Here is a 20,133-nt window from a genome sequence, read left to right on the forward strand (position 1 = left end):
TTATTTTTTATGCCTTTAAAAGGAGATTAATAATAAATGCTGAACCCTCTCTTTCAAATGATTCCACCTTCAACTCCCCACCATGAGCCTTCACAATATCATAGGCCAAACTCAGTCCTAAACCTGTTCCTTTTCCCGTGTCTTTGGTAGTGAAAAATGGTTGGAAGATTTTGTCTTTTATCGAGTCAGGGATTCCTGTGCCGTTGTCTTTTATGACTATGAGCATTTGGCTTTGAGCTGTGAGCCCCGTTTTTACGGTGACGGTGGGTTTATAGCCTTCAATGCCTTTTTTTGCTTGTTCATCTACGGCTTGAAATGCGTTATTAATCAAGTTTAAAAGTACTCGTCCAATATCTTGCGGAATGACTTCAATCTTTGGTAGGGTAGGGTCAAAGTTTGTTACCATCTCAGCATTAAAGTCTTTATCCTTCGCTCGGAGTCCATGATACGAAAGTCTCAGATATTCATCTGCCAAAGCATTAATATCGGTCAGTTCCTTTTTGCCAGAACTAGTTCTAGAATGCTCTAACATGCCTTTTACGATGCTGCTGGCACGGTTTCCGTGGTGGTGGATTTTAGAGAGATTTTCTTTTATGTCTCCTAATATTTCTTCTTCAAGATTCTCATCCCGTTCACCTTTAACCTTTAACCTTTCTCCCAAAACTTCCTCAATCATTTCTTCACTCACCTCACTAAAATTATTTACAAAATTCAAAGGATTCTGAATCTCATGGGCAATACCTGCAGTTAGTTCTCCTAGGCTCGCCATTTTTTCGGATTGGATAAGCTGGTCTTGGGTGGATTTTAATTGGTCAAAGGCACTTTCTATTTTAAGTTTTGCCTTCTGTTTCGTTAGATTATTCCTATATAAAAAGATGGCCGTAACTAGTAATAGTATGGCAAAGCTTAAAATCCCACCTATTATTAGGCGATTTTTACTAGCCTTTTCAGTAGCTTCTATTTCTGCTTGTTTTTTATCATTTTTTTCAATTATATCTCTCATTACCTGCATATTACCTGCACCATAAAATGAATTTCGAGTTTCATTGGCTAGTTTAATATAAGATAAGGCTTGAGCAGGATTTTTAGTGTCGTAATATTCCGCTAGAAATTCAGATGCCCTAATAATTTCAGGCTTAATCGTATTTTCCTGAGCCTCTAATAATCCCTTTTTAGCAAAAAATACCGCAGAATCAAGTTGATTATTTCCTTTATAAAAGAATGCAATATCATTGTAGCTTCCAGAAGAGAAAAAGTGTTCATTATTACGCAAGGTCATATTTAAAGTGTAGAAATAATCTGCCAGTGCCAGCTTTGGTTTTCCTTCTTTTAAATAAATTCTTGCTCTTAAGTTATACCATAGAGGATAAGCATCATAAACCTTTGGATAAAAGCTATAATTTAAAGCCCCAAAAACCTCATAGGATTCTTTCAAATAATGCTTCGCTAAATCCAGTTTGTTCTGCTTTTCATAAAGCGTGGCCAGATTAAAATAGCCAAAAGCTACTCCCACTAAGTCATTTTCACCGAGGGCAATTAATTTATTTAGGTATTTAAAGGCTCTATCATAATCTCCTATTTGTACATAAATTGTCCCAAGAATTGAATACGCAGGTCCAACACCTCCCCCAATGCGACCTGGAATATGCTTACCCAGCTCAATAGATTCCAATGCAATCTCCACGGCTTTGGGTAAATTTCCATCATAAAAATATGCAGTTGATATAAAACCCAATGCCCCCGCTTGAACAGGAATATTATTAATTTTTTTAGCTAAGTCATACGCTTGTTTACTAAAATAAATCGAGGTATCTGGGTTATAAATCTGGGTTAGCTCTGAAAGCTGTAATAAATACTCCGACTTTAGACTATCATTTTTAGTATTTTGAATTTCAAATATTAAACTATCAACCACTAGGCCCAAATCCTTTTTTATTTGCTGAGCAAAAACGGAGAAATTAAAAAAGCCAATACATAGTGTATAAAGTAGTATTCTCATGCTATTTTGACTTTAAAGGAATTTTAACAGTAAAACTGGAACCGCTACCTATGATTGATTGAACATTTAACTCCCCACCATGAGCCTTAACAATATCATAAGCTAAACTCAGCCCTAAACCCGTACCCTTTCCAGTGTCTTTAGTGGTGAAGAAGGGCTGGAAGATTTTGTCTTTGATGGAATCTGGGATGCCTGGGCCGTTGTCTTTTATGGCTATGAGCAGTTGGCCTTGGGCTGTGAGCTCTGTTTTGATGGAGACTGTTGGCTTATAGCTGTCCGCATTTTCATACGACTTTAACTTTCGTTTTAAGGCTTCTTCGGACACGGCCTGAAAGGCATTATTAATCAAATTCAAAAGCACTCGCCCAATATCTTGTGGAATGACTTCAATTTTGGGAAGGGTAGGGTCAAAGTTTGTGACCATTTCTGCATTAAAGTCTTTATCCTTCGCACGGAGACCATGATACGAAAGCCTTAAACATTCATCTGCCAAGACATTGATATCAGTTAGTTCCTTTTTACCAGAACTTGTTCTGGAATGCTCTAACATACCTTTTACAATGCTGCTGGCTCGGTTTCCGTGATGGTTAATCTTTTCTAAGTTTTCCTTAATATCGTGTATCAGTTCTTTCTCTAATTCCTTGTCCCTTTCTCCGTTCCCCTTTTCTCCCTCTTCTTCTAATTCTTCAGCTAGCTCTTTGGTCACTTCTGAAAAGTTATTGACAAAGTTTAGTGGATTCTGAATCTCATGAGCAATGCCAGCGGTGAGTTCACCTAGACTAGCCATTTTTTCGGATTGAATGAGTTGTTTTTGAGTGGATTTTAACTCTGAAAGCGTTATTTCAATACTTTCTTTGGCCTTTTCTAGCTGTATAAAATCGTCATACCTGGCATAGGCTATGGCAAATGAATCAGCTAAAGATTTCACTAGGTCTATTTCATTTTTTCCTAAAGCATCAACAGAACCAACATAAAGCATCCCTTGAGTAAAAGGAATAAAATGAAGGTCTAGAGATTCAGGAGCATTCTCCATGCCCTGGTATGTTTTCTTACTTTTGACTTGCCCAGCTTTTATCATCAATTTTGTCCAATTAAGAAACTCTTCTTGATTCCAGTGTTGATGATAAACTTCATCTAATCGCCAGCTCCGAATTGCTTTTGTAGTAAGTTCGTTGGATTCAAATGCTAGGTCTAAAACACCAAGTGCTTGTCCTTCTGAAGACGATAAATGAACTACCACATGCTCCATTTGTTCATTTACAATAAAAACCCCACATCGTATAAACGGCACACCGAGAGTTTTCAGCTCGTTCCAAATCAAAGGCGTTATTCTCTCCAAATCTGTAGTAGATCGCATACTTGCTATTTCTCCTCTAACTCTTTCTAAGGATGCCTGTTTTGTAGCCTCTTTTGCTTGTGCTTCCGCTTTTTGAAGATCTAGGAAACGAGTGTAAGTCTGCTCGAATACTTTAGCAAATCGTTTAAAAATATCGTGAGCTTCAGGCACCGGCTCTATTGTTATAAACAATAAATAACCATATTTGAAATAGGCCACATGGTCAATCTGATATTCTGGATAGGACCCATTTGATACTTTTAATTGTTTAAGAACTTCTCCTATAATGGGAAGGTTACTCATAAATTCATAATGAGCCACACATTCTTTACCAGCTATTTCTTGTACATAAAATGAATTTTCTTTTTTACCATGGTCATAATATTTCTTAAAAATACCTACCCGTGGTACAATGTATTTAGGTAATACGCCCGCTTCATTACCAAACCATTCCATGGAATCATTTTCTTGATAAATATTAAATGCACATCCCCAAGTTTTGATGCCTAATGCTCTTACTTGGCTGTCTAATAAAAAGGAGGTTTCGGACAGTTCCTCACTTTTCTGCATGGCCATAGTACGGCTTCGCACTCTTTCAAGTGCCGCTTCTATCTGTGCTTCTCTCGCCTGAGCTTCGGCTTTTTGAAGGTCAAGAAAACGAGTATATGTTTGTTCGAATACTTTTGCAAAACGTATTAATATTTCAATTCGAGCCTCCAATAATGGTTCAGCTCCTACAATTAATAAGTACCCTTGTTTAAAGTTGAATGTCTGAAGGGCTAACCTTTTAGGAGTGGCTGCAATTAATTCCTCAGCTGTTAGATTAAAATTAATGGTGCGTTCAGCAATAAAAGTTTGATGGGTTATGGTTTCCTTTTCATTCAGCTGGATGAGACAAAAGGGCTCTTGCCTTTTCCAGCTTTTTGTAATCGAACGCATTACTTCAGTCTCCTGATGAGGTATGCCCATTGGTTTTGGTAATACAGTACCATCCATTTGATTAGATATATAACTCCAGCCAATTTTTTCTTCTGCATCCATTAAAACATATCCACTTGTATGATTTGTTATACCAAATTTTAAAAGCTCTTTATAGAATAGCGATGCAGCGTCTAATAGTTCTTCACTTTTTTGCATGGCCATAGTTCTGCTTCTTAACCTCTCCAAAGCAGCCTCTATCTCTGCCTCTCTGGCCTGCGTTTCTGCTTTTTGGAGGTCAAGGAAACGGGTGTAAGTCTGTTCGAAGACTCTGGTAAAACGTTTAAGGATGTCATTGTCCTCCTCTGAGAACTTTCTCCCCGTTTGATTAATGATAAAAATACTCGTATGATTCAAAACGCAACATGACCTGGTATATCCTCCTTTACTTTCAAGAACTTCTTTTTTCTGTTCGGTTGTTAATTCCGACCAGGGTTCGAGTTCAAACAACGCTTTGAAGTATTCAATTTTTTCCTGATTTGTAAATTCTTCAGTAAAAAAACCTGGACCTTGTTGAATACCCTTTAGCAAGTTGGTAGTAAACGGTTTTCCAAAATTTGGTATAAAAACTTCTGTTGAAGTATCAGCTGTACCTCCTGCCCCCCATGCACTCAGCTCTAGGTCAATATCGTTATTGATAACTACAAAAGAGCCCCCAACAATGGAAATGTTCAATTTGAGCAACTCTTCATGTACAGTGTGGATAACCGCTTGAATTTCTGAGGTGTGGTGCATTGCCAAACTTCTGCTTCGCACTCTTTCCAATGCAGCCTCTATCTGTGCTTCCTTGGTCTGTGCTTCTGCTTTTTGGAGGTCAAGAAAACGGGTGTAGGTTTGTTCGAAGACTTGACCAAAGCGAGTCAAAAGAATTGAATTGGCTACAGAAAGAGGTTCTATTGTAGATGTAGTTAATAATCCAAAATTATTGCAGTATCCCGAAACATACATTTGCTTAGCAGCAGACATCGCTATTCTAACTTCTTCAGGCAGTTTTGATAGTTCTGATGAAGTAAAAAGAAACTTATCATACGTTTTTTTATCTTTTCCAACTAATTGATAGCTCCATTCACTTGTTTTATTTTCCCAAGCCTTAATCATTGACAACGTCATTGGTAGCCCATTTGATGGCACTAAAAACCCATGTGTCTTTATTTCTTTTTCAGGACTTGCCATCCACCAAAGCATTCCTAAAGTTTCGGGATTCACAGTTAATAATACAACCCTTGCAAGCTCAACATCTAATTGAGACAATTCGGCATAGAGTAAATCCACTATTTCTAATAATTCATTAGAACTATGCATACCCATTGTCTTTGCTCTGACTCTTTCAAGGCCTACTTCTATTTGTGCTTCTCTTGCCTGTGTTTCTGCTTTTTGAAGGTCTAAAAAACGAGTGTAGGTTTGTTCAAAGACTTTGGCGAAGCGAGGTAAAAGCTTTGTTAATTCTGGTGACATTGGAACATGGCTAACAGCTTCTAGAAGACCATATTTCATTGCACCCGAAGAAAACATTACGTAGGGCTGAGATAATATTTCTGTTTTATCATCTTCCGACATAGTTCCTAAATTAGTGTTTTCAAAAAGCCACTGTGTATATAGTGTCTTCTGTTCGTGCTCTAATTCAATAATCTGAAGATCATTTTGATTCTCATATGTCATCCAGAGCGTATTGGCTACTTCGTGTCCGTGATTTGGGTAAAAGTATCGTTCTGGTGAAACGGGGTTGTAGGGTGTAGAAAACCAAACATCAAAACCATGATTGGTTTCATCTGCCAATGCTATGGCGGCACCCCATTCTGCAAAACCTGTACTATTCATTTGAGTGAATAACTCATAAACTACTTCCCCTAATTCATCGCTTTTCTGCATAGCCATGGTTCTGGCTCGAACTCTTTCTAATGCCAATTGTATTTCGGCTTCTCTTACTTGGGCTTCCGACTTTTGCAGATCTAAAAAACGAGTATAAGTTTGTTCGAAGACTTTGGCGAATCTGCTGAAGACATATTCCTCCTCAAATTCTTTTTCAGTAACAATTAATAAGTAACCATATTTATAAGAAACAACATGATTTTTCTGCCATACAGGCAGTGGTCTTCCAGCATCAATTACTTTCTGAAAACTTGCCTTGAAACTTGGAATGGTCATAAGATGATCATAGATATCCTTAAGCTCCTTTCCTTCTTGTATATAGGAGTAGAGTTCTACTTTGTTTTTCCATGTGTCATACATGCTCTGTTCTCCATGGTCAGCATTGTATGGAATAAATACAGGGTCAAAAAACTGATCTGCTATTGGGCTACCTGCCCATTTTTCAACCAACAACTCATCTTCTTTGCAAAAAGCTATTACTACGGACCAGAGGTCAGCACCTAGCATCTTTAATTGTTTAAAGAGTAGTGCAGCAACCTCAGACAGCTCATCACTTTTTTGCATGGCCATAGTTCTAGCTCTAACTCTCTCCAATGCTAGTTCTAATTCAGCTTCTCTGGCCTGTGCTTCTGCTTTTTGGATGTCTTGAAACCTTGTATAGGCTTGGTTAAATACATTGCCAAATTTTTCAAGAATCGACAATATCTCATCATCCTGTGGCACTTCGCTTGATACCAATAGCACTCCAAAGTCATTACATGTGTTGTAGAGATGAATCTGATGGGGTTTCTTCATTCCTTCCTTTACTTCCATTGGCATATTTGCCATTTCGGTATGGTTAAAAAGATAATCATCCATACCTATTTTCAATTTTCCAGATAAGTTATAATACAACCTTGACAAACGGTTTTCCCAAGCTTCCCAATAATCACTTATCACTTTATAATTATTATATGGGATGTGATAGATATCAATTTCAGCTTCCGGATTGGCAGAATACCATTTAAAGGATTTATCTTCTTCATTAAATATCCAAATCACGCACCTTGCAAGGGCAAAATCAAGATGGGTCAACTCTGAGAACATGGTAGATAATACTGAATTAAGCTCCTCAGATTGGTGCATGGCCATAGACCTGCTTCTCACTCTTTCTAATGCTGCTTCTATTTGAGATTCTCTTGCCTGCTTTTCAGCTTTTTGAAGGTCTAAGAAACGAGTGTAGGTTTGAGCAAAGACTTGGGTAAACCGAATCAGAATTGACTCTCCTTCGTCATCTAAATACGTTCCCGTATTTAGATGGAGGTATCCGTGTTTGAAATTAGCGTTATAAAAGATCGTTGGATTGGGAAATCGCTTTACAATCGCATCAGCTTCCTTGCTATTGTATTGAGGACTGATAAATGCGATGTGTTTTTTCAATTGTACCGAATTCAATTCTTGATAAAAAAGGGACTTCTGCATTTTCCAGGCACCGTACCGGGCATTTAAAATCTGATCTCCCTTGAGCGGAAGTTCGAGTTTACCTAAAAAGGTACCATCATCCCGTGTTAGCCAGGCGTACTGAACTTTCTCTTTTTCGAGAAGCTCTACATAGCCACAGTTGAAAAAATCACTAACACTCAAAGCCATCAGTTCTTTGTAAAGCAGAACGGAAACTTCATTTAATTCAGAACTTTTGTGCATCGCCATAGTTCTGGATCGCACTCGCTCCAATGCCAATTCAATTTCAGCTTCTTTTGCCTGAGCTTCCGCTTTTTGAAGGTCAAGGAAACGAGTGTAAGTTTGTTCGAAGACTTTGGCGAATCTGGTGAAGACATATTCCTCCTCGAATTCCTCTTCAGTAACTATCAATAAGTAACCATACTTATAAGAAGCAACATGATTTTTCTGCCACACAGGAAGTGGTCTACCGGCATCAATAACTTTCTGAAAACTTGCCTTGAAACTAGGTATAGTCATAAGATGATCATAGATATCCTTAAGTTCCTTTCCATCTTGTATATAAGAGTAGAGTTCAATTTTGTTTTTCCATGTGTCATACATGCTTTGTTCACCATGATCAGCATTGTATGGAATAAACAGAGGGTCAAACATCTGATCTGTTATAGGGCTACCTCCCCATTTTTCAACCAATAACTCATCTTCTTTGCAAAAAGCTATAACTGCGGTCCAGAGGTCAGCTCCGAGTATCTTTAATTGTCTAAAGAGAAGTGCCGCTACTTCAGACAACTCATCACTTTTTTGCATGGCCATAGTTCTAGCCCGAACTCTCTCTAGTGCTAGTTCTATTTCTGCCTCTTTCGCTTGTGTCTCTGCTTTTTGGAGATCGAGAAAACGGGTGTAGGTTTGTTCGAAGACCTTTGCAATTCGCTGAAGAATAGCCACCTTTTCATCAGTGATTGGTTTCAAGTCAATAGTTTCTACGATGCCGTGGCTCATAAATGCATCGTGAACAACAGTATATTTGAGAGACTTCAATAATTTCTTTCTGGATTCCGGAAAATTCTTAAAACCTGTTTTGGTAAAGACGTGATCGTCAAATCTTTTCTTTAGGTCTCCCTCGAATATAATCGCCTTGTATTTTTCTCCGTTTTTCCAGCCCTTGATCTGGCTCTGATAATAGGGGTGTTCATGGTAGGGGACAAGGTAGGACATGGGGTCGCTTCCCTTTTCAAATCCTGCAAACCAGTAGTGAGCATCTAACTTTTCCCTATCGTAAATTATAATGTCACAGCCTTCCGAAGTGAATCCCATTGCGGTGAGTTGTTCGAATACAACAGCAATAACCTCACTCAGTTCCTCAGTTTTTTGCATCGCCATCGTTCTTGCCCGAATTCTCTCAAGTGCTAGTTCTATTTCTGCCTCTTTCGCTTGTGCCTCTGCTTTTTGAAGGTCAAGAAATCTAGTGTAGGTTTGTTCGAATACTTTGGCGAATCTTCCTAAAATAGTCCTATGTTCTTCGGATAATTCTTGTTCTGAAATAACATGTAAATAACCCTTTGAGAAATTTCCGAAATGAAAGTGGACTGGATCTGGGAATCCATATTTTTCAATCCATGAAGAAGCCTTGCCTAATTTTATTTCCTTTGACGTAATATATTCTAGATTATCATTCAGCTGCTGGCCTCCTACTTTTTGATGAAATAACTTTTCACTCTTTTTCCATGCCTGATACCTGATTTCTAAAATATCATTACCCTTTAAAGGCATTTGAAATCGGGTTAGTTGCTTATGGTCAATATGAAAATTCCAAACCTCCTGGATTTCATTTGGCTCATCAATGATATGAAATCCGCAAGACTGGAAATTGGTAATTCCTAGTCTATTTAATTCTATATAAACCACTGAGGATACGCTTGCCAATTCTTCAGCGGAGTGCATGGCCATGGAACTTGATCTGACACGTTCCAAAGAAACTTCTATCTCAGCCTCTCTGGCTTGTGTTTCCGCTTTTTGGAGGTCAAGAAAACGGGTGTAGGTTTGTGAAAATATTTTTGTAAACCTAGAAAGAATGGTTTCGGCTTCTGTCAACAATTCATCTTTTGCTATTATATGCAAGTAACCTTCATCGAAGTTTCCACAGTAAAAGTGGCAGGGATCTGGCATGAAAGGAATAATACTTTTCATTGCATTTTTAGAAAGAGACCGGTCTTTCACGTATTGCTGATGCACTTTAAGTACCTTACCTTCTACTTTTTGATGAAAAACTGGGATTCTTTCCTTCCAAGCCTTTAACCTTTTTTTAAGTATTGTATCACCTGGATATGGTAGGTTTAACTCTTCAATAAAAGTTCCCTCAGGCTGAGTCAACCATCCATTTTGTACTTTTTCATCTTCATTTACTATGACAAAACCACAGTTGAAAAACTTGCCAATTCCAAGGGAATTGAATTCTTTGTAAAGTAGAATTGCCACTTCTCCTAGTTCCTCACTTTTGTGCATAGCCATAGTTCTGGCCCTAACTCTTTCTAAAGCCAATTCAATTTCAGCTTCTTTTGCCTGTGCTTCTGCTTTTTGGAGATCTAAAAAGCGGGTGTAGGTTTGTTCAAAAACTTTGGCGAAGCGAAGCAATATTTGGGCATTCTCTTCACTAAGCATTGTTAAATCAACGGATTCGAAATATCCATACCTAAAATAGCTGAAGGTAAAACATACCGTATTATGAGCGTGAATATTTTGTTTTAATTCTTCGGGTAGTTTCCTAAAATCGGTCTCTTCCAAAACATAATTGTCATAATCCTTTTTGTCCTCTCCTTCCAGATATACTATTCTTTGGGGATTTTTATTTTTCCAATCTTCCCAAATTTGATTAAAAACCTTATTTTTTCGACCTACAACTTTATAACTCTGCAATAAGTCGGAATGGAGATTGTCGGCAAACCAGCACTCTATTGCGTTTTCTTCCTCTCGAAACAATGATATCGTGATTCCAGAAGTAGAAACTCCAAAAGGTTCAATTTCCTTATATAATTTTTTGACCAAGTCTAGCAGTTCCTCACTTTTGAGCATGGCCATACTTCGACTCCTTACCCTTTCCAGAGCCGCTTCTATTTCCAATTCTTTTTTTAGATGACCTATTTCTATTGACTTTTCGCGGAGGAGATACTCTAAATCTGATTTAGCATCCATGGCTATGGTTAGTTTTTTTATAAGCTATAACACTCAATTTAACCATTACTCATAATAACTAAATGCTGATTTTCAAATATTTATGGAGTGGTAAATCAAAAAAGTCTCTTTTCTGTTTTGAGTTTAAATCGTCGTAGTTTTCTAATCATCTTTTTTGAATGTTGGGGGATGCGGTTTTGATTTGAGTCTCCCATGGCCGAATTAAGGGAGTGGGAGTTAAGTTCATCTAGTGATCCTAACTTTTATTAGTTGGTCATCGAACCTTTTAAAACAAAAAAAGCTCTTCGGCCTAAACCAAAGAGCTTTTTCTATCTATTTAATGCTTCTCACTTACTTGAGAGTAGTAATCTCAAATTTTAGTTTAGCTGGCGTATTTCTTGGAATAACCTGTTGGTTTCTAAGGTATTCAAGGCTATAAACATTGGAGATTACTTTTGAGAATTTCTCAAAAACTCCTTTAGCTTGTGAAATTGTTTTAGGGAAACTGGCAGTTCCTCCGTTACCAGCTAGTTTAGTTAAAATCGTTTGGTCTACTCCACCATCTCCGTTAAGACCAATCGCAAAACTTGTTATTTTGTAGGCATTTTTGTCAGATTTAATTCTGTTTAACAAGTAATCTACTGTTACCGTAGGAGAAGAGTTATTGTCTGATCCATCTGTAAAGACGAATAATACTTTGCTTTGAGATTTAGAATCTTGAAGCATGTCTATTCCTATATCTACGGCGTTATAAAGTGTCGTAAATTTCCCTTGAACTAGGCTGCTAACATAAGATTTAAGGTCATCTCTGTTGGTAGTAAGTGGATGTGCCTTTACATCATCCGCAAAGTCTACAACGCCCATTTTAACCACTTTTCTGTCGTTAAAAACTTGATCTATGAAGTTATTGGCATAAGATTTAATCGTAGTAAAATCTTGTCCTAAAGACTCAGAACGGTCTAAGACCAGTACGACAGAAATGTCTTCAGATTGGTCAAAGTCCATCGTGAACTCGATATCTTTTTTCCATGCACCATCTCTAAGCTCATAAGCGGTGATGTTTTCAATGTTATAATTGTTAGAATTGTCATCTATAATTCTGAAGTTGTCAATCTCTACCTTTGTAAAAGAAGAACCTTGAGAGCTTCCCTGAAAAGTTTTACTGAAATCGATTTTAATTTCTCTAGATGTGTTTAATTCGTCGAAACGAACCTCTGGCGTTTTTCCTGTGGTATTCCAGAAATCAAGGTAAATCTCAAATACTTTACCTTTAGGATCTGGTCCCTTACCCCCGCATGATATTAGAAAAAAGGAAATGGCAACAGTAGCCAACCGCAATAATGCGGATCTTTTGAAGATCTTCATGTTAAATTTTATTTTGTTAGCACGTAATTCCAAACGACAAGAAGTCTATAATCATTATATGACCGTGAGAATTTCTTGTAATTTTGTGTAAAGATATAAATATGAAAGTAGGAATCATAATTTTAGCTGCGGGTGAATCCAAAAGAATGGGTGTTCCAAAGCAATTACTAGACGTTCAAGGTGATTTACTAGTCGTAAAGCTTATTAAGGAAGCTTTAAGTGTTGATAACGTATTGGTTACGGTAGTTTTAGGAGCACATAAAGACCTTATTATGCCAAAACTTTCTGGCCTTCCAATTAATATTGTTGAGAATCCCCTCTGGGAAACAGGCATCGCAAGTTCCATCATTAGAGGTTTAGCAGGAACTTATATGCTCAATAAGAACATTGACGCCGTATTGGTGATGACTTCTGATATGCCTGAAGTAAATTCGGAATACCTGAAACATATGATATTGGAGGCGAAAAAGACCGATAAATTTATTGTTGCTTCTCAATATAAAAAGACCGTTGGGGTACCCGTCCTTTTCAAAAAAGAGACTTTTACCATTTTGTTGAATTTAAAAGGTGATTCTGGAGCGAGACAGATATTAAAGGAAAACCAGTCTCATACTAAGAAAATAAGTTTTTTAGGGACTGGTATTGATTTAGATACGAAAGAGGATTATTTAAACTATTTAGATGCCCAAAATTAATTTTTCTGCCTTAGCGTATTATTTGGCACTTCCATTCATTTACTTTATTTCTATTTTACCTTTTTGGGTACTTTATCTTATCTCAGATATTATACTTTATCCTATCATCTATCTCTTGCTAGGTTACAGGGAAAAGGTGGTTAGTGAAAACTTGGCAAATGCGTTTCCTGAAAAGTCATTAGCGGAGCGGAAATCCATAGAAAAACGCTTTTATCATTACCTCTGCGATTTGTTTCTGGAAACTTTGAAATGTATTACCATCTCAGAAAAAGAACTGAATAAAAGGTTTGTATGCCAATATGATAAAGTATTGATGCATAAATGGTACGAAGAAAATAGAAGTGTTGTACTTACTACGGGGCACCATGGAAATTACGAATTCTTGGCACAAAGACTAGGTAACGGTTTTGAGCACAATGGCAATGGACCATACCATGAGTTATCAAATCCGTATTTCGACAGACTGTTTTACAAAATGAGAATAAGGTTTGGCACAGAAATGTATCCTACCTCAAAAACCTTTAAACGAATAATGCAAGGGTTCGAAACGCCATCTATTATTGGCCTTGCGAATGACCAATCGGCTCCACCCAAAAGCTCCTATTGGACGACTTTTTTAAACCAAGAAACTTCTTTTTTTAATGGGACAGAAAGTATAGCAAAGAAATTTGACATGCCAGTGATTTTTTGTTCGATAGCACGCGTTAAAAGAGGTTATTATGTGTCTACATTCGAGTTAATAACGGAATTTCCCAAGCAGGAACCAGAAGGATACATACTAGAAAAGCATGCCCGTATTTTAGAACAAAACATAAAAGATACACCAGAATACTGGTTGTGGAGTCATAGAAGATGGAAGCATAAAAGACCCACCTAAGTTCGTTTATCAAAGGCATCCAAATAGCCATAAAATGCCTCCAGAAGGCAAAAGAATCCCGTCATAAAAAAACCTTTCATTAAAATTTCACTTTCTACGTTTGGTTCTATTTGATATATCAAGAGACCTAAAGAAAACGCAATGAAATTAAAGAACAGACCAAAACATAAAACAACATATCTGTTTTTTGATAATGGCGTATTTAATCCTAAAACAATAAAAAAGGAAATGAACGTACTTAGCAGAACAAGAATGGGCTCGTATCTGGCTTGAATTTTCGCGTTAAAGAAATATTGAAAACTTAGGAAAGATACAAATCCAATCGGGAAGCTAATTAGCCAGTCTTTTTTTCTTTTGGTATACAAACCCGCCCCCCTTTTCTTAAAAAGGAAAACAAAGGTTAAATAAAATACAAAGGCATAAAGAGCATCAATGGTAACAGTGATATTATTATTTAGAAATTTACTCTCAAAAAAAGACTTTAAATCTAAAATGAAATGAGTAATGATTAAACCTGCAAAAATGTGTTTGAAGGTTTGTTCATATTGGTGCTTATGTGAATAAATCAGGAATAAAAGAATTACAAAAGGAAGACTACCGAGCCCGTTAGCCAAAAAATAATTTGCGACGTAAATTTTAATCGCAAATGAAAAAAAACAAATTCCAGCAAAAAGAGAAATCAGTAAAAACTTCCTCATAGCATATCAAAATCTCCAATACCTTGCCTTATTACTTCAAATTCGTCATCAGTGGCATCTACAACCGTAGACGGATTTATGCCACTCCAGCCTCCATCTATGATTAAATCTGCATTGTGTTCGTTTTGTGCAATGATGATTTCAATTTCGTTTGGGTATTCTAACATATCGTCCACGTCGTCTTTAACAGAAGTGGTGATGATGGGATTTCCTAATGCTTCCACAATAGCCTTCGGTATGGGATGATCAGGCACTCTTATACCAATATTCTTTCTGTTGGTTTGTAAAAGCTTTGGCAGCTTTCCAGTGGCGGGTAAAATAAAAGTGAATGGCCCTGGAAAAGCTTTTTTCATGATTTTGAAAGCCTTGTTAGAAACCCTGGCGTAATCCGCAATATTACTTAAGTCACTACAAACAATAGAAAAGTTATTCTTTTTAACCTTTAGCCCTTTCAATGCACTCAGCTTTTCAACCGCCCTATTCTGATAAATATCGCATCCCATGGCGTAAACCGTATCTGTGGGATATATAATGATACCGCCATCCTTAAGGCACCTTACCACCTCATCTATCTTTTGAGGATCGGGATCGTGTTCATATATTTTTAAAATTTTAGCTATCATTATTTTGTGTTTGAATAGTCCATTACAAGATTACAAAATGCCTGAACGCCCACCTTAAAGCCACTTTCATCTAAATAAAAATCAGGCGTATGATGTGGTGCCACGTCTTCAGGGTTTTTACCTTTTTCCATCGCTCCCAGAAAGAAGAATAAACCAGGAACTTCCCTCGCAAAATAGGAGAAATCTTCTGCACCCATAACAGCGGCTTTCTCATTTACATGACCAATACCAGCGGCTGAAACCAGAGAGGGAAGCATTTTTAAAGTAAGTTCGGGGTCATTATAAGTTACAGGATAGCCATCTTCTATCAATACTTCCGCTTCTGCACCAGCACTTGCCGCTATATTGGTGGCAATGGTTTTAATTCTTTGATGAATCATCTTCCGCTGCTCTAGATCCAAAGTTCTGATGGTACCAATTAGCTCTACTTTTTCAGGAATAATATTATGCCTATTCCCGCCATGAATGGCTCCTACACTCACTACAGCAGGATTATTAATCAGATTGACGTTTCTACTTACAATGGTATTTAAACCCATAATGATTTGTGAAGAAACCATAATGGGATCAATACCAGACCATGGATAAGCCCCATGCGTTTGCTTGCCCTTGACGGTGATGTAAAACTGATCTACACCTGCCATGACAGAGCCAGGTTTGTAGAGAATAGTGCCCGCAGGTGTTTGGGAGTTTATATGCAATCCAAAAGCCACATCTACATCTGGATTTTTCAATACGCCTTCCTTGACCATGAGGTCAGCTCCAAAAGCTATTCCTTCACCAAAAACACCCTCTTCGGCGGGTTGAAAAATAAACTTAACAGTACCCTTTAACTCGCTTTTATGCTTTGAGAGCACTTCGGCTGTAGCCATTAAGATAGCGATATGACTGTCATGGCCACAGGCATGCATAACGCCCGTTTTCTGACCGGCATATTCCACCATAACCACTGACTTGAAAGGCACATCCACCCTTTCAGTCACTGGAAGAGCATCCATATCTGCTCTTAAGGCTATTACTGGCCCGGGTTTATCACCTTTGAGAATACCTACAACACCCGTTTTTGCTACATTTCTAGTTACTGCAATGCCTAAAGATTCTAGATGTTTAGCCACAATTTCGGAAGTTCTAAACTCTTGATTTCCTAATTCAGGATGAGTATGAAAGTCTCTTCGCCATTCAATGATTTTAGATTCTATGGCAGCAATATCCTTTGTAAAATAAGATGGTGTCGTCTTTTGTGCAGATAGACCTAAACAGCTGACCGTTATAAGTAGGTAGATTTTTTTTAACATGGCATCATATTTTTTGCTGAACGCAATATAAAAATTCACTAGCATCAATCTAAGAATTGACCTCGAAATTAAGCGGTACAATTTCAAATCTGTTTGAGATATTCATAATTAATGTGGTATTTGAATCGTTGGATTCATTAAATCGGTAACCCTAAAAGGTTTTTAGCTCAAACTTATCGTTTGAAATTCTAATTATATGAGGAAATTATTCTTTTGTTTGATGCTTAGTTGCATCGCAAATTGGACCTATGGTCAGGCAAGTGCAGACTCCGAAAATCCTCCCAGTATACGCTGGATGCAAATCAAAAATGAAAATTCAACGATAATTTATCCTAAAGGTTTAGAAAGCTATGCCAATAAATTCGCGGCCACGATTGACCATCTTGATAAAAACAATAAAACCACCATCGGGCCAAAGGTTACTCCTATTCCAATAATACTTCATGGCAAGAGTATGGAGGGAAATGGTTTTGTGGCTAGTGTGCCATTTAGAAGCGAAATATATACGACACCAATTGCTAATTGGAATATTCTGGGTCAAAATAACTGGTTAGACGCACTCGCAATTCATGAATACAGGCATGTGCTTCAAAATAGTAACGCAGATGTGGGATTCTCAAAATTAGCAAGGTTTATTACAGGAAGAGGGGGATGGTCTGCTGTTTTAAGATTTACGGACCCCGCTTGGTTTGCCGAGGGAGATGCGGTTATGACAGAATCTTTATTGACGGAGGCCGGAAGAGGGAGGATGGCATCTTTTACCGCTGATTTAAGAGCCAACCTCTATGCAGGAAAGCATTTCTCTTATAACAAATCGAGGAACGGTTCTTATAAGACTAAAATGCCTAATCATTATCCTTTTGGATATGTTTTGAACCTTTATGCTAGAAAGACTTACGGGGATGACGTTTGGTCAAAGGTTATTCATGATGCTAATTTTTTGAAACCTCCTTTTTACCCTTTTTCTGGAGCTATTAAAAGACATACTGGATTGAGTGCCAAAAAGCTTTATAAGGCCGCTTATGCAGATTTTGAAATGAAGACAGAGGCACTTATCCATGATTTAGATGTAATAAGTTTTGATTCACTGAGTACCGCGAAAACAAAAAGCGTCGTAAATTATATTTATCCAAAAACCTTAGCCGATGGCAGTTTGATTGCTAGGAAATCTGGATTTTCTGTGACACCAAAGTTGATTAAATGGGATATAAATGGAAAGGAAAGTACGCTTTCTAGTATAGGTATTTCTAATAACCCATACATTTCCTATGCCGAAAAAGGAGCACTATGGTTAGAAAATCAAACCAATCCAAGGTGGGCGAATGTCGATTTTGCAAGAGTTGTTTATTACGACTTCGCTACAGATACCAAAAGGATGTTAAAAGACGCTGACCGTTATTTTTATGCCGCTCTCAGTCCGTCTGCTGAGGAGTTTATGACCATTATATTGAATGAGGATTTGGTTTATGAATTAACCGCTTTCAATACCCAAACGGGTGAGAAAAAGAATGATTTCAGTAATGAAGAGAACTGGGATTTAGCGTATCCTATTTACAGTAATGATGGTATGAAGTTGTTTTATGTGGCAAGAAAAGATGGGAAATTGGCCATCGTAAAGCACGATTTGGCTAATGACCAAAAAGAGCTTCTTACCAACTGGATGAATGCCATTATGGTGGAATTAAGTGAATCCGTAGATGACATCTACTTCAGGGGGAATTTTACGGGAATAGATAATATTTACAAGGTGTCAAAATCAGGTGATAAACGTCTTTATAAAGTCTCTTCTGTTCCCGTGGGAGCTGGCTATCCTTCCTTTAACAACAGGAGTAACACAATTTTATTTAGTAATCTGACCGATAAAGGGTACCATTTGGCAAGTATGGATTTAACGGATGTTAATTTTCAAGAAGTAACCACTAATCTTAAAGAAAATACAGACTTTTTTAATGACCTCAATAACCTACCTGAAAATGGGAGTATACTGGACAATATAAAAGAACAGAACTATCAAGCCGAGCCTTACAAAGGCTTTTTAAGAGGTTGGAACTTTCATTCTTGGGGAGTTTTGCCAGCATTTGGTTCATCAGAAAACAGTGCTTTACCCAGTTTGGCATCTTCCAACTTTTTTCTGAATATGGATGATATTCTGGGAGCCAATAGCTTAGTCTTAAACTATACCCGTTATATCACAGAAGGAGAAAACGCCTATGGAATAGACTACGTGATGGCAAAGTATTTTGCCAAATTTAATGTGGCTTACGAGTATAGAGGAAGAAAAGTAGAAGCCGCCAAAGGAAATAGAATTTTGGAATTTGACGAGCAGGAAGCTACAATAGGGCTCAATGTTCCATTAGAAATGATAAAAGGAAACTATGTTTGGAATACAAATGTGGTGGCCAATTGGAAAGGCATTCAGCAGTTTAGGTCTGATAATTTCTTTGAGTTCGTTAACTCTAAATTTGGACTCTATGAGCTAAAAGGTGGTGTTTCTGTGAATCGTCAAAAGGCTTACAAAAACCTGCAGAGTAAACTAGGGGGGAGTGTTAGCCTGAGTTATGCAGAATCCTTTCAAACTGGAATAGCCAAAATGTTTAGGGCTGGAGCCAATATCTTGTTACCTGGAATTGGTGTCAATCATGGTTTGGAGATTCAGCAAGCCTATTATGATGAAAGCAACAAGAACCTTTACCGATTCCCAAATACGTTTTCGCTAGGTCGTGGACATAGCATTTTTGGTATTCAGAATGCTTATAGGACATCCATTAACTATAAAATGCCGCTATTATATCCTGATTTAGGGATCAATGGCATTACCTATGTAAAGCGTTTAAGAATGAACCTTTATTTTGACACGACGCATGCAAAAGATTCAGGAGGGGAAACCGATTTAAGAACAGCTGGTGCCGAGTTTCTGTTTGACCAAACCGTTTTCAATTTGTTTGACTTACCTATTGGGCTAAGGGTAGGATACAGGTTCCCAAACAAGTTTTTGCCTAATTTAAAGTCAACTTATATCAATTTGATCATTGGTGGCTAGTTCAAACTCATTGTTCCAAAAACGAGGCTTTCTAGGAATTTCTTTAAATCTTTTCTGTCCTTATTCTCAGAAAAATCACATAGTCGGGGTAAATGCTCCATGAAAAAGTGCTGAAAATGAGCGGTTTCCACCAAAGTACTTGCCAGTGAATGACTGTATTTGAAATGAGGGTTATACGTTCGGAAAGTTTCAGCTATCATACCACATAAGTCCTTATATGGCTTAAAAAGCATTTCTTGATTATTGACATCCACTTCTTTGGATAGGTAGGTCTTGCTGCCTTCGGCTATAACCAAATTGTAAAGAGATTTTGGATCCAAAGTACTGAAAAAGGCATTCTCTTGGTCTTCCCATACCAGTAGGTCAATAATCTTCTTGATTTTTTCCTTTGGATCTTTCATATTGTTCAAGTGAAACATCACTTGAAATTCAATAAAAGCCCAATACCAATCCACCAGATAAATGAGTAATTTGTGTTTGTTTTCAAAATAGCGGTAGATGGTGGCTTCTGTAGTTGGAATCTCCTTAGATAATTTTTTGAAGGTAAAATGCTCATAACCTTTCACTGAAAGCATTTTCAAACCTTCTTGTACTATCTTTTCACCTATAGAAGTACTGTTAGGATCCTTAAGATAGAGTTTCTCGTTTAATTTAATGTTGAAATTTCCCTGCATTGATGTATTTATCTTGAATCAAAAATAATAGTAATTATGCTAATAATCAAAGTAAACTTACTATTTGTAATAGTAT

At 37.4% G+C, this 20,133-nt stretch carries 10 protein-coding genes; 3 read left to right on the forward strand and 7 right to left on the reverse strand.

What is annotated here, in order from left to right:
• Positions 1–7: 7 nt before the first annotated feature.
• The 3 genes from ACTBZY_RS16975 to ACTBZY_RS16985 all read right to left on the reverse strand — a co-directional run bounded on the left by ACTBZY_RS16975 (position 8) and on the right by ACTBZY_RS16985 (position 12,155).
• A complete protein-coding gene (locus ACTBZY_RS16975; RefSeq protein ID WP_463047542.1) occupies positions 8–1,999 on the reverse strand; it encodes an ATP-binding protein in 1,992 nt (663 codons plus the stop codon).
• A gap of 1 nt (position 2,000) precedes the next feature.
• Positions 2,001–10,811, reverse strand: coding sequence for a sensor histidine kinase (locus ACTBZY_RS16980; RefSeq protein ID WP_463047543.1), 8,811 nt, complete (start codon positions 10,809–10,811; stop codon positions 2,001–2,003).
• A gap of 330 nt (positions 10,812–11,141) precedes the next feature.
• Positions 11,142–12,155, reverse strand: coding sequence for a vWA domain-containing protein (locus ACTBZY_RS16985; protein WP_463047544.1), 1,014 nt, complete (start codon positions 12,153–12,155; stop codon positions 11,142–11,144).
• Positions 12,156–12,256: 101 nt separating this feature from the next.
• Between ACTBZY_RS16985 and ACTBZY_RS16990 the strand changes: the two genes are divergently transcribed.
• Positions 12,257–12,850, forward strand: a complete 594-nt coding sequence (locus ACTBZY_RS16990; protein ID WP_463047545.1) for a nucleotidyltransferase family protein — start codon at positions 12,257–12,259, stop codon at positions 12,848–12,850.
• Positions 12,837–13,727: a lysophospholipid acyltransferase family protein gene (locus ACTBZY_RS16995; protein WP_463047546.1), complete on the forward strand. Its 891-nt coding sequence runs from the start codon at positions 12,837–12,839 to the stop codon at positions 13,725–13,727. Before ACTBZY_RS16990 ends, ACTBZY_RS16995 begins: the two co-directional genes overlap by 14 nt.
• Here the strand turns inward: ACTBZY_RS16995 and ACTBZY_RS17000 are convergent.
• The 3 genes from ACTBZY_RS17000 to ACTBZY_RS17010 all read right to left on the reverse strand — a co-directional run bounded on the left by ACTBZY_RS17000 (position 13,724) and on the right by ACTBZY_RS17010 (position 16,343).
• The gene (locus tag ACTBZY_RS17000; RefSeq protein ID WP_463047547.1) at positions 13,724–14,341 is read right to left on the reverse strand and encodes a hypothetical protein; all 618 of its coding nucleotides are present in this window, start codon (positions 14,339–14,341) and stop codon (positions 13,724–13,726) included. The genes ACTBZY_RS16995 and ACTBZY_RS17000 overlap by 4 nt on opposite strands.
• An 80-nt stretch (positions 14,342–14,421) precedes the next feature.
• Positions 14,422–15,048, reverse strand: coding sequence for an L-threonylcarbamoyladenylate synthase (locus ACTBZY_RS17005; protein ID WP_463047548.1), 627 nt, complete (start codon positions 15,046–15,048; stop codon positions 14,422–14,424).
• Complete coding sequence (locus tag ACTBZY_RS17010; RefSeq protein WP_463047549.1) at positions 15,048–16,343, reverse strand: amidohydrolase; 1,296 nt, start codon at positions 16,341–16,343, stop codon at positions 15,048–15,050. Before ACTBZY_RS17010 ends, ACTBZY_RS17005 begins: the two co-directional genes overlap by 1 nt.
• Before the next feature lie 196 nt (positions 16,344–16,539).
• Here ACTBZY_RS17010 and ACTBZY_RS17015 point away from each other — a divergent pair, with 196 nt between their 5' ends.
• Entirely contained in the window at positions 16,540–19,383 is a 2,844-nt protein-coding gene (locus ACTBZY_RS17015; protein ID WP_463047550.1) for a TolB family protein, read from the forward strand.
• On the opposite strand, the gene ACTBZY_RS17020 is transcribed toward ACTBZY_RS17015, so the two are convergent.
• Entirely contained in the window at positions 19,380–20,057 is a 678-nt protein-coding gene (locus ACTBZY_RS17020; RefSeq protein WP_463047551.1) for a TetR/AcrR family transcriptional regulator, read from the reverse strand. The two genes, ACTBZY_RS17015 and ACTBZY_RS17020, sit on opposite strands and share 4 nt — an antisense overlap.
• Positions 20,058–20,133 lie beyond the last annotated feature (76 nt).

The sequence above is a fragment of the Arcticibacterium sp. genome (genome assembly GCF_055134445.1).